Source organism: Kitasatospora sp. NPDC058115, from assembly GCF_042884635.1.
Classification (GTDB): domain Bacteria; phylum Actinomycetota; class Actinomycetes; order Streptomycetales; family Streptomycetaceae; genus Kitasatospora.
On sequence record NZ_JBHVTL010000010.1, the window covers coordinates 212,472 to 225,964 of the forward strand.

A 13,493-nucleotide genomic window follows, 5' to 3' on the forward strand; every position below is an offset into this window, starting at 1 on the left:
ACCGCCCCCCAGCGATCCCGGACGGCCGCCTTCCCGTCCGCAGTGGACGACAGGCTAGCGGCGCCGGGGCCGCCCGGGGGCGGTGCGCGCGAAGTCGTGGGTAACGATCGGGTTCGCCGCGTCCGTGTGGTAGCCGGGGGTCACCGGGACGGCTCGGGCCGTGTTGCCGGGCCGGCACCGTTGGCCGGGCCGGTTCAGCCCGGCGCGCCGGTGTGCAGCAGGTCTCCGGCGCGGGCGGCCAGGCCGTCGGCGCCGCAGCGGACGGCCAGCTCCAGTCCGCGTGCCAGGGCGGAGCGGGCGGCCGGGGTGACGGCGCCGAGCGCCTCGCCCAGGTCGACCAGGGCGATCGCGTGCTCGTAGCGGGCGGGCGAGCGCTCCAGGTGGCGCACGGCCTGCCCGAGCAGCTCGGCCGCGCGCGGCCGGTCGTGCACGGCCGCGCAGAGCCGCAGCGTGCTGCCGATGGCCGAGTCCGTCCCGGTCGCCCGGGCCCGGCGGACGGCCTCCTCGGCGAGGTCACGGGCCCGCTCCGGCTGGTCGGGGGCGATCGCGCGGGCCAGGTGCCCGAGCCACGGCGCCCACACCGTATTGCGCCACCCGCGGGCGTCCAGCGCCGCGCCGGCGGCGGTCAGCGTCGCGGCCGCGCCGGGGGCGTCGCCCCGGGCCAGCAGGAGTCGGCCGTAGAGGGTGGGGGCGTCGGGCAGCACCATCACCGTCGGGTAGGGCGGGCCGAAGGCGTGCTCGCGCGCCAGCTCCAGGGCCTCGGGCAGCCGGCCGCGCGCGGCCAGGGTCTCGGCCAGCGCCCCGACCGCGTCCCAGTGCAACGGGACGCCCGGGCCGATCCGTTCGGCGATCCGCAGCGCCCGGCGCAGGTAGTCCTCCGCGTCGGCCAGGGCGCCGCAGCGGAACCGGAGCATGCCGGTCAGCAGGTAGGCGAAGCCGAGGTGACCGCCGCTCCACCCGGCGACCTCGTAGGCGCGGACGGCCTCGGTGAACAGCTCCTCCGCGCGGTCGACGCGGTCGGCGTAGAGGTAGCTGATGCCGAGGATCCCGGGCAGCTCGAAGCCCCAGACGGTGTTGGTCCAGCCGAGGCTGTGCGGCAGGCGGCCGTCCGGCAGCGCGGAGTCGGCGAGGGCGATCGCCTCGTCGCGGTCGGCGCCGCGCAGCGTGAGGTCCCAGCAGCGCAGCACGGCCACCGCGTGGGCGAGGCCGCTGTGTTCGAAGAGGGCTTCGCGCGGCAGCGGCCCGCCGCCGGTGCCGGTGCCGGTGCCGGTGCCGGTCCGGTGCGCTGCGCCGGTACCGGTCGGGGTGGATCCCGGGCCGTCGGCCCCGAGGTCCCGGAACGCCATGCCGACCGTGGCGAGCATCCGGTCGAACTCCGCGAGCCTGCGGGAGCGGCCCGGACCGTCCGCGTCCTCGGACTGGAACGCGGCGAACATGAAGTGGGCGACCTCCAGGCGCAGACGGCCCGGTCCGGGCAGGGTGTCGGCGGCCTCCGCCGCGCACACCGCGGCGGCCTCGCCGAGCCGGTTGCTGTGGGCGAGGGCCTGGGCGAGCCGGAAGACCGCGTCGACCCGGCGCTCCGGGCCCAGCCCGTACGGGTCCGCGAGCGCCAGGCGCAGCTGGTTCACGGTGGTCGCCGGGTCGGTGAGCAGGGCCGAGCAGCCGAGCTCGTAGAGCACTTCGGCCCGGTCCTCGTCGGCGGGCGGTTCGCTGATGGCGCGGCGCAGGCAGCGCTGGGCGGCCTCGGGCGCGCCAATGGCCAGGTGCTCGCGGGCCGCCCGGCGCAGCTTGCCGACGATCTCGCCGTCGCCCTCGGGCAGGGTCTCCAGCAGGTGCCGGGAGGCCACCAGCAGGCCGAGGCCGGCGTTCTCGGTCTCGACGGCGGCGACCCCGTGCATCCCGGTGCGGGTGGCGGGGGGCATCGACTGGTAGACCGAGGTGGCGATCAGCGGGTGGACGAACTCCAGCCGGCCGCCCGGTGCGCCGGCCAGGACCCCGTTGCGGCGCAGCTCCCGGACCGACTCGGCGGCGGTCTCCGGGCCCTGGGCGCAGATCACGGCGGCGAGGTCGGGGCGGATGTCGGTGCCCAGCATGGACGCGGCCCAGGCGAACCGCATGGCGGTCGGGCCGATCCGGTCGAGCCAGTGCCGGAGCGTCATCCCCCGGGCTTCGGCCGCGAGTTCGCGGAGCTGGCCGACACTCTCCTCGACGGGGTCGAGCCGCTGACCGACCGCCTCGCGCAGCAGCGCGGTGGTCTCGTACGGGTTGCCGGCGGTGACCGCCCAGACGTGGCGGCAGAAGGCGTCCTCCGCCCCCGCGCCCAGGGCGGCGCGGACCAGCCGCGCGACCGAGGCCGGCTGGAGCGGGCGCAGTTCGTGGCGCCGGTCGGCCCGGCCGAGCAGGCCGCGCTGGAGCGTCAGGGCGTCGTCGGTGAACTCGTCGCGGCAGGCCAGCACCAGCAGGGCCGGCAACTCCCGTGCGGCGACCGCGAAACTCGCCAGCCAGCCGAGCGACTCCGGATCCGCCCAGTGCAGGTCGTCGACGATCACGGCCACCGGCGGGCGCACCTGCACGAGGCGGGTGAGGACGAAGTCCAGGCCGTCCCGCACTCCCTGCGGGTCGAGCTGCCCGCCCGGCGGCAGCAGCCCCACTGCCGGGCCGACGACACCCTCCCACGGCCCGAACACCTGCCCCCGTTCCTCCTCGGACAGGGCCGCCAGCACCGGCTGCAAGAGCTGGCGCACCACCCGGAACGGCTCGTGCCGCTGCCGCTCCCCACCCCGGGCGAACAGCACGGTGCACCCCGCCCGCCCGGCCTTCCGCCGCACCTCGGTCAGCACCGCGGTCTTGCCCAGCCCGGCCGCCCCGGTGTACACCAGCAGTTCCCCGACCCCCGGCCCTCCGCCCCGGGTCAGCGCCCCCACCGCCAGCCCGGCCGACCGGATCTCGGCCTCGCGCTCGTGCAGCGGAGCGTCCTCCTCCCCGTCACCACCCCGGGCCACGACCTCCCCTTCGGCCAACGCCGCCTCCAATTCACGCTTCCCCGACCGTCGTTACCGACCAGAGGCTACTGCCGGACGGACGATTCCGACGCCGAAGGGCCGAGGAGCTGTTCGAGGATCGGATCATGTGACTGCCGTCAGGGACCTGGAAGAGCCGGCAGGGCAACGCGGTACCCAGGTCTGTTCGACCATCGGCTCGTTGAGCAGGCCCCGGGGACGGGACCGCCGGGGCTGGTGTCGGAGGAGTCGTGGGACCGGATCGAGCCGCTGCTGCCGGATCGGCAGCAGCGGCGTCGCGGGATCGGTGGCCCGCCGCTGAGCGACAGGGGCTGTGTGCGGGGGATCCTGTTCGGGGTGTGGAGCCCCCCGCCCCTGTCGCCACCGCGAGACCGGGGCAGACGGTCTCGCGGCTCTGTCCGCGCCCACGGCGCGTCAGTCAGCGGCGCGATCGGACCGACGATCCGATGACCGGAAGAAACCCGGAGAGCGCCCGACGGCCTCCCCGCCGATGGATCCGCTCACGGAGGAGCGGCTTCGGCGAGCTGCGGCGCGCGCGGCGTATGATCGACCGCCGCCCCACCGCCGGGCACCTGCAGCAGTGGCTAGCGGGGGGCCTTCTTGACGTTGGGCTGCGTCTTCTGGTTGTAGATCTCCTTGCCGGCCGCGTCGAAGGCGTGGACGTAGGGGCTCGGCGGGAAGGAGTGCCCGTTGGGGTCGGTGGAGATGGCCGCCGTGTGGACGAACGCGCCACCCGCCATGACGGCCGGGTACTGGGTCGGGTCGTCGCCGTAGCTGACGGTGACCTTGGCGACCTCGGGCGTGTAGTGCCCCGCGCCCAGCGCGAGGTACTGCCCGGCACCGACCTTCTCGCTGAAGCTGTCGAAGAACTCGATCAGGTGACCGGCACCCCACAGGCGGTCGTTGATGAACGTCGCGGGGGAGGACATGCTGCTGCCCTGGCCGCCCTTCGTCTCGCACTGCACGTACTGGCCGGCGGAGTCGACGGCGACGACCACGCCGTCGGTGTTCGCCGAGGCGACCGGAGTGCGGACCGCCACCACCGCCTGGTACCGGGAGGCGTCGGCGCCCAGGCAGGAGCCCAGGATCCCCGCGACGTCCCCGGCGTCGATCGGGGACGTCGCCGTGCTGGTGACGGTGAAGGCACCCGGCGTGGTGGGCACGCCGGTGACGACCGGGGTGGTGGGCGCGGCGGCGGGGGTGGCCGGGGTGGCCGGCGCGGCAGCGGGGGTGGCCGGGGTGGCCGGCGCGGCAGCGGGCTCACTGTGAGGCGCGGCAGCGGGGGCCGGGGCGGACGTGGGGGTGCCGGTTGCGGCGGTGGCCATTCCCCCCGCGGCCGCGATGGCCGCGGCGGTGAGAGTGGCGGCGGTGAGCATGATCGGGCGGATGCGCATGAATCCGTGTCCCTTCCTGCGAGCGTCCGGTTGACGCCGGCGCCCCTGTACGCCCCCCGGCGCCCGGCGGGTCGCGCCCCGCACACGTGATCCATGTCATAGGCCGTGGGTGCGACCGGGGGGCGGCTCTCGTGCGTACAGGGCGGGAGGCTCCACCCAGGACGCACGGCTCCACCGCCGCGGCCGAGGAAGGCCTCCCCGCGGGCCGCCTGTGCCGCGAACCGAAGGACAGTCCCGTAGGAGAGGCCCTTGATGACGCCACAGGAGTTCGACGCGTTCTACGCGGCGTCCTTCTCCCGCCTGACCGGGCAGCTCTACGCGATGACCGGCGACTGGTCCGAGGCGCAGGACGTGGTCCAGGAGGCCTTCGTCCGCGCGTGGGACCGGAGGCGCACCCTCGACCCGGACGACGCCCCCGAGGCATGGATCCGGACCACGGCCCGGCGGCTGGCCCTCTCCCGCTGGCGGCGGCTGGCCCGGGGCCTGCACCTGGCCGGACGCCACCACCGCCGGGAACCACCCACCGTCGAGCCCCCCAGCGAGGAGCACCTGATGCTGGTCACCGCGCTCCGCGACCTGCCCGAGGCACAGCGAGGTGCCCTGGTCCTGCACCACATGTGCGATCTCTCCGTCGAGCAGGTCGCCGCCGAGACCGGCGCCAGCGTCAGCGCCGTCAAGAGCCGCCTCGCCCGCGGCCGGACCGCGCTCGCGGCCGTGCTCGCCGAGCGGGCCCCGACCGGCGAGGAAGGAAAGCTCCGTGTCTGACCCCGTCCGCGACACCCTCGGCGACCGGCTGCGGCTGCTCGGCACGCAGATGTCCGCGCCCGCCCTGCCCGCTGCGGAGATCCGCCGGCGTGCCGACCGGCGCCGCCACCGCCGGCGCGCCCTCGGCGTGACGGCGGCCTGCGCCGCGACAGCCCTGTGCCTGGCCCTCCCGTCCGCGCTGCACTCACCGGAGCCGGGGCGGTCCCCCGGATCACAGCACTCCTCGGGACCAGGGCACTCGCCGGAACCGCAAAGCTCGCCGGAGCCGCAACGCTCACCGGACCCGCACCAGGGAGCGGCCACCACGGACCCCTCCCCCGGGTCCGCCTCCCCGCGCCCCCCGGCCGCCTCCGCCATCACCAGCACGGCGACCTCCCCGATCGACGCCGGGACCGTCGCGCGGATCCTGGGCTCCTGCCTGGGCGCCGACGCCTCCCGGTACCAGGCGGTGGTCGCGGTCCGCACCCCGGTCGCCTCGGCGAACACCGACGGCGTGGTCGTCGCCGTCGACTCCGCCGGCCAGTACGTGCAGTGCGAGACGAAGGGCGACCGGGGCACCAGCACGTCCGTCCCCGCCACCTCCGTCAACGACCGCCTGTGGGGTGCCGGTCACCTGATCAAGTTCTTCAACACCTTCAGCACGCCGGCCGACGCCGGGCATTACCTCTCGCTGGGCGCGGGGCACTACACGCCCGAGGTCGCCAAGGTCACCGTCAGCTACGGCGACGACCCGACCCAGTACCCGGCCGTCATGGCGGGCGGCGCGTTCGTCCACACGGCGGCCGTGTCCACCGGTTCCACCGGGAACCCCTCCCCGAGCCCCTACGTCCACGCCTTCGACGCGGCCGGCAAGGAGATCTACAACCAGAAGACGCAGCCCAACGGCAAGAACTCCCGCCCGTAGCCACCGCTTCGGGCGGGAGGGGGCCTGCCCCGCCGTTGGGGCGTCGACCGGGACGAGCCGGTCCGGACGGTGCGGACGGCCCGGACGGTGCGGACGGTGCGGACGCCCTTGCGCGACCCGTCCACGGCGGGCAGGCGCGCCCTCTGTCCGGTGGACGGCCCTGCCGCGCGGCGGGCGGTCGCGGACAGCACCGGAGCGGCTCCTCCTGCACCCTCAGGAGAAGGGATCACGCGCCTGCCGCGGCTCACCCCTCGCTCGCGTGGAGGACGCTTCGGTCCTCGCGTCCGTCCCCGGGCCACCGGTACGTGGTTGATACACGATCGCGTGCCGGCCGAAGTCGGGTGACGACCGGCTCGAAGCAGCCGTCGCGGAGTCTGTGAACACCCCCCGGGTGGCCGTCCGTGCCGCCGGGGCTCCGTGTTCCCCAGCTCCGGGAGGTCCCTGCCGTGTCCGCCGTGACGAAACATGAAAACCACGATTCCGGCGCCGTGCCGGGCCGTCGCCGGGCGCCCCGCCGCAGGGTGCTGTGGCTGCTGGCCGCCGTGCTGGTCGCGGGCGCCGGTGGTGGCGTGGCGGCGACCCTGCCGGACGGGGCGGAGACCGGTGGCGCCCGGAAAGGAGGCGTCCGGGTCGAGGGGCCGCCGACGCTGCCGGCTCCTGCGCCCGTCGTCGATCTCGATCTGCCGTGGCCGGAGGAGGGGCAGTCGGCGGTCGCCGTGACGAAGGTCGGCGTCCTGGGAGTGAACGGGCCGCAGCAGCCGGTGCCGATCGCGAGCGTCACCAAGGTGATGACGGCGTACGTCGTCCTGCGGGACCACCCGCTCCGGGACGGCGAGGACGGCCCGACGATCACGGTGGACGCCCGGGCGGCGGCCGAGTCGGCGTCGACGAGCGAGTCGACGGCTCCCGTGGTCGAGGGCCAACGGCTCACCCAGCGCAAGCTGCTGGAGGTCATGCTCCTCCCGTCCGCGAACAACGTGGCCCGGCTGCTGGCCCGTTGGGACGCGGGCAGCGAAGAGGCGTTCGTGAAGCGGATGAACGCGGAGGCGGCCCGGCTGGGGATGACCGCGACGGCCTACACCGGGGCCAGCGGGATCGAGCCCACGACCGTGTCCACGGCCGCCGACCAGCTGGTGCTGGCCCGCGAGGCGATGAAGGACCCGGCGCTGCGCGCCACCGTGGCCCTGCGCAGCACCACGCTCCCCGGCCGCGCGGTGCCGTTGCACAACACCAACGCGCTGCTCGACCGTCCCGGGGTGGTGGGGCTGAAGACCGGTTCGAGTACACCGGCGGGCGGCAATCTGATGTGGGCCCTGGAGGTGCCGGAGGGCGGCGGGGCCGGGGCGGGACGTCGGCTGGTCCTCGGCGTGGTGCTGGGCCAGCGCGCCGGGACGACGCCCGCCGAGGGCATGCGGGCGGCGTTGGAGAACAGCGGGCGGCTCGTCGACGCGTTGCGGCAGAAGCTGCCGCCGGTCCTGCCCGCGCTCGACGGCGGCCGCCGGGAGTGGGCGTGAACGCGGGCACGGACGCAGGCACGGGCATCGACACGGACGCGGGCACGGACGCGGGCATCGACACGGGCACGGGCACGGGCACGGGCGCGGGCACAGGCACGGACCCGGCCCCGCCGGCGCCCTCGCCCGGGGGCGGGCCGGCGGCGGCCGACGGGCCGGGGCGGCGGGGACGGCGCAGGCCGCGCGGCCGGCTGATCGCCGCGGCCGCGTTGCTCTGTGCCGCGCCCATGGCCCTGAGCTCCCACCTGCCGAACACCGTCGGCAACCTCGGCAGTCTCTGCCAGACGCTGCTGCCGTGGTCGGGGCTGGGCGTCGTCCTGCTGCTGTGCTGCGCGGCGGTGCGCCGGTCGGCCCTGGCCGCGGTCGCCGTGCTGGTCCCCGCCCTGGTGTGGACCGTGCTGTTCGGGCCCGCCCTCGTCGACAGGAGGTCCGGCGGCGGGGACTTCACGGTGGTGAGCCACAACGTGAACGAGGAGAACCCCGATCCGGGCCGCACGGCCCGCGCCCTGGCGGCCTCGGACGCCGACGTCCTGGCGGTGGAGGAGCTGGCGAGCCGGGCGCAGGCCGCCTTCCGGCACGAACTGGCGGCCGCCTACCCCTACTCCGAGGTGCGGGGCGGCGTCGGGGTGTGGAGCAGGTACCCGGTCGAGGAGGTGGAGCCGGTGGAGATCATGCCCTGGACCAGGGCGGTGCGCGCCACCGTGCGGACGCCGAAGGGGCCGGTCGCGCTCTACGCGGTGCACCTCGCCTCCGTCCGGGTGCACCTGGCCGGCGGCTTCGCCACCGCCCGCCGCAACGAGGCGGCGGCACGGCTGGCCGAGGCCCTCCGGGCGGAGCGGCTCACCCGGATCGTGGTCCTGGGCGACTTCAACGGTTCGGTCGACGACTCCGCGCTGCGCGGGCTCACGGGGCCGCTGCGGTCGGCGCAGCGGGAGGCCGGTGACGGCCTGGGCTTCACCTGGCCCGCGGCGTTCCCGGTGGTCCGGATCGACCAGATCCTGGTGGCCGGCGTCACGCCGCGTGCGGCATGGACTCTGCCCGCCACCGGCAGCGACCACCTGCCGGTCGCGGCGTCCCTGCGGCTCTGACCGGTCCGCGGGGGCGGGCCCCGGTGCCACCCCCTGCCGCCCGGCCGCCCCCGGCCGCCCCGCCGCCCGGCCGCCCCGCCGCCCGGCCGCCCGTACGGCTACGATCGAACACCCGCGGGCCCGGAGGAGTGCGGCTCCCCGGGCGAACACATCGGAGAACCCTTGTCCGCCATTCGTGTGCCCGACCCGGTCGGCGTGCTGCTCGTCGAGGACGACGCGGTCATCCGCCGCTCGGTGCAACTGGCCCTGGAACGCTACGGCTACGAGGTCGACGTCACCGGGGACGGCCTCGACGGCCTGGAGGCGTTCCGGGCCGGGGCGCACGACGTGCTGATCCTGGACGTGATGCTCCCGAGCCTCGACGGCATCGGCCTGTGCCGGCGCGTCCGCGAGGAGAGCCTGACCCCGATCCTGATGATGTCCGCCCGGGGCGACGCCCTCGACGTCGTGGCCGGGCTGGAGGCCGGCGCCGACGACTACGTGGTCAAGCCGGTGGACATCCCCGTCCTCGTCGCCCGGATCCGCTCCCTGCTGCGCCGCGCGACCGTCCACCGCGCTCCCGCCCCGGAGCCCGCGCACGACGAACGGGCCGCGCAGGCGCCGTCCGCGCCCGCCGGACCGGCGCGGCCCCCGGAGCCCCCGGCGGCCTCCTCCTCCCCCGACCTCCTCGTCTTCGGCGACCTGACCGTCGACCTGCGCGGCCTGGAGGTGCGCCTGGACGGGCGGCCGGTCCCGCTGACGCCCACCGAGCTGCGGCTGTTGCTGGCCTTCGCCGAGAACCCCGGCGCGGTCCTGGACCGCCGCCGTCTGCTGCGCGACGTCTGGGACTACGGCTGGGAGGGCGACACCCGGGTCGTCGACCTGTGCGTGGTGCGGCTGCGCAAGAAGATCGGGGCGGACCGGATCGAGACCGTCCGGGGCTTCGGCTACAAGCTCGTCCGGGGCTGAGCCGGTGGCCACCCGGCTGTTCGACCCGCGTTCCCTGCGCTGGAAGGTCGCGGCCCTGGTCGCGCTGGCCTGCTGCGCGGTCGCCGCCGTGATCGGAGTGCTCGTCCACCGGGCGACGGACCAGCGCGGCGAGCGGACCGGGCGCGAGCTGGCGGCCGCGCAGGTCGCCGCGGCGGAGAAGGAGTTCTCGCTCACGGGCGACCGTCCGGACTTCGCGGACCTGCAGACCGTGGCCGAGCTGCCGGCACCGTTGGCGCGGGCCGTCGCCGACCTGCGGACGCCGGGCGCGTACGCGCTCTGGTACGACGTCAAGGAGCCGAACTGGTACTGGCTCTGGGCGGCGGCCCCGGTCGGCGGCGACCGGGTGATCGTGGTGCGGACCGACATGAGCGCCGAGGTGCGCAGTCTCCAGCTGCTGGACCGCAGCATGGTCAAGGCGGCGCTCGCCGCGCTCCTGGTCGTCGTGCCCGCCGCCGCTCTCGGGGCGGAGCGGATGAACCGGCGTCTGCGCCACGGTTCCCGTACCGCCCGGCGGATCGCGGACGGGGACCTCGACGCCCGGATCGGCAGCCGGGGCCGGGCCCGCGACGAGATCACCGAGATGTCGGTGGCGGTGGACGCGATGGCGGCCGCGCTGCAGGCGCGGCTGGCCGCGGAGAAACGCTTCACCGCCGACGTCGCCCACGAGCTGCGCACCCCGCTGATGGGCCTGGTCACGGCGGCGGGACTGCTCCCGGAGGACGACGAGGCCGCGGGCCTGGTCCGCACGCAGGTGCTCGCGCTGCGGGTCCTGGTCGAGGACCTCCTGGAGGTCTCGCGCCTGGACGCCGGTGCCGAGCGGGCACGGCTCGACGAGGTCCCCCTCGGCGACCTCGTCACCCACGCCGCCGGGCAGGCCGGCGGCGACACCCGGCTGCGGCTGGAGGCCCCCGCCGTCGTCCCGACCGACCCGCGCCGGGTGGAGCGCATCGTCACCAACCTCGTGGCCAACGCCCACCGGCACGGCGCGCCGCCCGTCGAGGTCACCGTCACCGGCGCCCGGATCACCGTGCGCGACCACGGCCCCGGCTTCCCGGACGACCTCCTCGCCGACGGGCCGCAGCGCTTCCGCACCGGCGCCACCGAACGCGGCCGGGGCCACGGCCTGGGCCTCACCATCGCCGCCGGCCACGCCGCGGTCCTCGGCGCCACCCTGACCTTCGCCAACGCCCCCGACGGCGGCGCCCTCACCACCCTCGACCTCCCGGACCCGCCGGCCCGGGAACGATGAACGAATTGACGGAAGCCGGAAATCCGAAATCACCGGCCCACCCGCCCGGGCCTCGGTGCTGATGCGGTTTCCGGAGAACCGGAAATCCCATGGCGTTCATCGGCGACCGACGACCGCCGGCCATTCCGTGCCGTCCGCGCGATCACCATGTCCGGGCCGTTCACGCCGTCACCCTTAGCCCGCCGCGTCACCCTTGACAAGTCGCACAAGAACAGTTCGCCCATATCGGCGACTTGCGCTCTAAACGCGGATCAATCCGGGCAACTCCCCTGCAGGCGGCGCTCCTCAAGTCCCGGACGGGGCGACGTCCCCACGAAAGGCGGAGACCATGAGCATGATCCAGACGGGCAGGTTGCAGCTGAACTCCACCAGCCGCTCAGCGGTCACCGGCGGAGACACCTCCACCTTCACCCAGGTCACCTTCCCCACGCCCTTTCCCAACGGCACGGAGGTGATCGTGGTCCCCTTCGTCCAGACCTTCAACGGCCCGGACACCCCGGGGCTGCGCATCGCCGACGTGACCACCACCGGCTTCAAGATCCGCATCAACGAACTCGTCGGCCGCGGCACCGTTCTGTCCGACGGCCCCCACACCACCGAGACCGTCGGCTGGATCGCCGGCACCGTGTAGCCCGCGCAGCCTGCCCCGGCCTGCCCGCTGTCATCGGCACAGCGCCACCGGGCGGTCGGTCACGGCTGTCGGGGCGCACCCCGGAAGACCTGTTCGGCATGCCACTCCCGGTGCCGACCGGCGACCGGTGCGATCCCTGCCTGGGGACCGATGACCGGGCGTCCGGCCAGGGCGAGCACATGCCGGCGGCTGGCCTCGCTGCGCCCGACGAAGCGCTGCGAGACGAGTATGCGATGCCCGGCCCCCAGGCCGAGGACGCCCTTGTCGAACAGCTTGTGGTGCAGGGAGCAGAGGCACAGGCCGTTGTCGACCTCGTCCGGCCCCTCGTGGGACCACCAGCGCACGTGCGCCGCTTCGAGGCCGACCGTGCTCGCGCCCAGCATCCCGTCGTAGCCACAGAAGGCGCACTGGAACTCATAGGCGGTCAGCACGAGTTCGCGCATCCTCCGGTCCCTTTGCCGTCGCGCCGCCCGCTCCTTCCCGCCCTGGGCGCCGGTCAGGCCCTCGGTCTCGGCCAGGTCCAGGTCGAGACCGACCGACTCGCACAGGTCGGTGTGCAGCGACGGCGGGAAGTGGAAGTCCAGCAGCACCCGCACCAGCCGGCCCAGCAGCGCCGGCTCCTTCCGCAGGGCCACCCGCAACTCGGGCGCGAGCCTGCCGCTCGCTCCGCTGTCCCGGAGGACCCGTACCCCGCTGCCGGGGCTACCGGACCCCTGGTCCGTCCTGACCTCCCACACGCCGTCACTGACCAGGTGATGGAACGGGTACGCCGGGGTCGTCGGATGGGACGGCCCGTACTCCTCCAGCAGCCGCTTCAGCTCGCCCTCGACCACGCTGTACCGCAGTTCGGCGTCGGCATCGCGCTGGAAGCTGCCCAGCGCGTACAGCAGCAACAACGGCTTGTGCGGCGCCCGCACGTCCTTGCTCGTCCACCGTCTCAGCTTCGCCACCCGCTCCAGCCAGTCCATGACCACCCAGGGTAGGCCGGGCGTGGCGCCGGTCCCGTCCGCGGGTACGTCCCCGGCCCGCGTCAGGGAGAGCCGGCCCCGGACAGGGAGGCGTCCTCCGGGGCCAGGGCGTCCGGCGGCGGGAACGGGGTGGGGAGGTCGAGCGCGTCGAGGAGGGTCCGGCCGATGGCGGTGGTCTGGGACAGCAGACCCCGGGCGATCGGGCGGCGGCTGTCGAAGGACGGGTCGCGGGCCAGCGCGGCGGGCGAGGTGGCGGGCGAGAGCCGGAAGTGCCGCCAGTTGACGGCCTGTCCACGGTACGTCACCTCGAACAGGTCCGGCTTGCGCCAGGCCACGAAGGACCAGCGGCTGTCCTCGTGACAGGCCCAGGCGCCGACCGGGCCGTCCAGGCCGGTGCAGCCGAGGGCGTCCAGGGCGGCCCGGCTGGGGTTGGACCAACGGCCGTGGACCGAGATCAGGTTGGCGGCATGCCGGCGCGCGACGGTGCCGCGCCGGGTGCCGAGCTTCCGGACGGCCTTGGCCGCCGCGTTCTCCTGGAGCTGGTCCCGCACACCCGCTACTGCGCGCTGCACGAATGCCCGCTCACCGTGGTCACGCCGGGGACGAGGTGGGCGACCTGCCGCAGCACGTACCGCTCCACCGCCAGGGGGTACTTCCCGTCGATGAGCCTCAGCCCGCTCTCCGACCACGCCGCGCCGACCCTGTGCGCCGACTCCTGCACCGTCACCTCCCCGACAACCACGCGGCGACCTCCGCCACACCCCGCCGCGGTGATCCTACGTCCGGGCCGAGGGCCGCGTACGGCCAGGCCGGGAGTGCGCGGGCTCCACGGGCCGACGGTGGCCGCCCGGGCCCCGGCGGGGTCGGCACCCCGGAGGTCCGACGGCGACGGGCCGGGGCTGCGGTGGCAGCTCCCGGCAACCCCCGTCCCGGTTCGCGGCCTGATCCGGTCGGACCGAATGACTATCCGTCAGTTCCGTTCTGCCGTAAC

Annotated in this window: 12 protein-coding genes; 7 read left to right on the plus strand and 5 right to left on the minus strand. The window is 75.3% G+C overall.

Annotated features, from left to right (window positions below):
* Positions 1–194: 194 nt before the first annotated feature.
* Positions 195–3,020: an ATP-binding protein gene (locus ACFVVL_RS13600; protein WP_387674419.1), complete on the minus strand. Its 2,826-nt coding sequence runs from the start codon at positions 3,018–3,020 to the stop codon at positions 195–197.
* Positions 3,021–3,604: 584 nt separating this feature from the next.
* Positions 3,605–4,414: a hypothetical protein gene (locus ACFVVL_RS13605; protein ID WP_387674422.1), complete on the minus strand. Its 810-nt coding sequence runs from the start codon at positions 4,412–4,414 to the stop codon at positions 3,605–3,607.
* A 252-nt stretch (positions 4,415–4,666) separates the two neighbouring features.
* Between ACFVVL_RS13605 and ACFVVL_RS13610 the strand changes: the two genes are divergently transcribed.
* The 7 genes from ACFVVL_RS13610 (at position 4,667) to ACFVVL_RS13640 (ending at position 11,534) form a co-directional block, all read left to right on the plus strand.
* Positions 4,667–5,179: a SigE family RNA polymerase sigma factor gene (locus ACFVVL_RS13610; protein WP_380287147.1), complete on the plus strand. Its 513-nt coding sequence runs from the start codon at positions 4,667–4,669 to the stop codon at positions 5,177–5,179.
* Entirely contained in the window at positions 5,172–6,083 is a 912-nt protein-coding gene (locus ACFVVL_RS13615; protein WP_387674425.1) for a hypothetical protein, read from the plus strand. Before ACFVVL_RS13610 ends, ACFVVL_RS13615 begins: the two co-directional genes overlap by 8 nt.
* Positions 6,084–6,538: 455 nt before the next feature.
* The gene (locus ACFVVL_RS13620) at positions 6,539–7,597 is read left to right on the plus strand and encodes a D-alanyl-D-alanine carboxypeptidase family protein (protein ID WP_387674428.1); all 1,059 of its coding nucleotides are present in this window, start codon (positions 6,539–6,541) and stop codon (positions 7,595–7,597) included.
* Between the two features lie 227 nt (positions 7,598–7,824).
* Positions 7,825–8,685 (plus strand): endonuclease/exonuclease/phosphatase family protein, encoded by an 861-nt coding sequence (locus ACFVVL_RS13625; protein WP_387674431.1) that lies wholly within the window; start codon positions 7,825–7,827, stop codon positions 8,683–8,685.
* Positions 8,686–8,847: 162 nt separating this feature from the next.
* Entirely contained in the window at positions 8,848–9,633 is a 786-nt protein-coding gene (locus tag ACFVVL_RS13630) for a response regulator transcription factor (protein ID WP_387674433.1), read from the plus strand.
* A 4-nt stretch (positions 9,634–9,637) separates the two neighbouring features.
* A complete protein-coding gene (locus ACFVVL_RS13635; RefSeq protein WP_387674436.1) occupies positions 9,638–10,903 on the plus strand; it encodes a sensor histidine kinase in 1,266 nt (421 codons plus the stop codon).
* A 328-nt stretch (positions 10,904–11,231) separates the two neighbouring features.
* A complete protein-coding gene (locus tag ACFVVL_RS13640) occupies positions 11,232–11,534 on the plus strand; it encodes a hypothetical protein (RefSeq protein ID WP_380287152.1) in 303 nt (100 codons plus the stop codon).
* Between the two features lie 59 nt (positions 11,535–11,593).
* Here the strand turns inward: ACFVVL_RS13640 and ACFVVL_RS13645 are convergent, their stop codons facing one another.
* From ACFVVL_RS13645 to ACFVVL_RS13655, 3 genes are all read right to left on the minus strand, one after another.
* Positions 11,594–12,502, minus strand: a complete 909-nt coding sequence (locus tag ACFVVL_RS13645; protein WP_387674439.1) for a phosphorothioated DNA-binding restriction endonuclease — start codon at positions 12,500–12,502, stop codon at positions 11,594–11,596.
* Positions 12,503–12,564: 62 nt separating this feature from the next.
* Positions 12,565–13,074: a hypothetical protein gene (locus ACFVVL_RS13650; protein WP_387674442.1), complete on the minus strand. Its 510-nt coding sequence runs from the start codon at positions 13,072–13,074 to the stop codon at positions 12,565–12,567.
* Positions 13,059–13,244, minus strand: coding sequence for a hypothetical protein (locus tag ACFVVL_RS13655; protein WP_387674444.1), 186 nt, complete (start codon positions 13,242–13,244; stop codon positions 13,059–13,061). The genes ACFVVL_RS13650 and ACFVVL_RS13655 overlap by 16 nt, the downstream gene beginning before the upstream one ends.
* Positions 13,245–13,493 lie beyond the last annotated feature (249 nt).

Coding starts and splice junctions, on each gene's coding strand:
- ACFVVL_RS13605 (WP_387674422.1), bottom strand. CDS start 4,414: ATGCGCATCCGCCCGATCATGCTCACCGCCGCCACTCTCACCGCCGCG.
- ACFVVL_RS13640 (WP_380287152.1), top strand. CDS start 11,232: ATGAGCATGATCCAGACGGGCAGGTTGCAGCTGAACTCCACCAGCCGC.
- ACFVVL_RS13625 (WP_387674431.1), top strand. CDS start 7,825: ATGGCCCTGAGCTCCCACCTGCCGAACACCGTCGGCAACCTCGGCAGT.
- ACFVVL_RS13645 (WP_387674439.1), bottom strand. CDS start 12,502: ATGGACTGGCTGGAGCGGGTGGCGAAGCTGAGACGGTGGACGAGCAAG.
- ACFVVL_RS13610 (WP_380287147.1), top strand. CDS start 4,667: ATGACGCCACAGGAGTTCGACGCGTTCTACGCGGCGTCCTTCTCCCGC.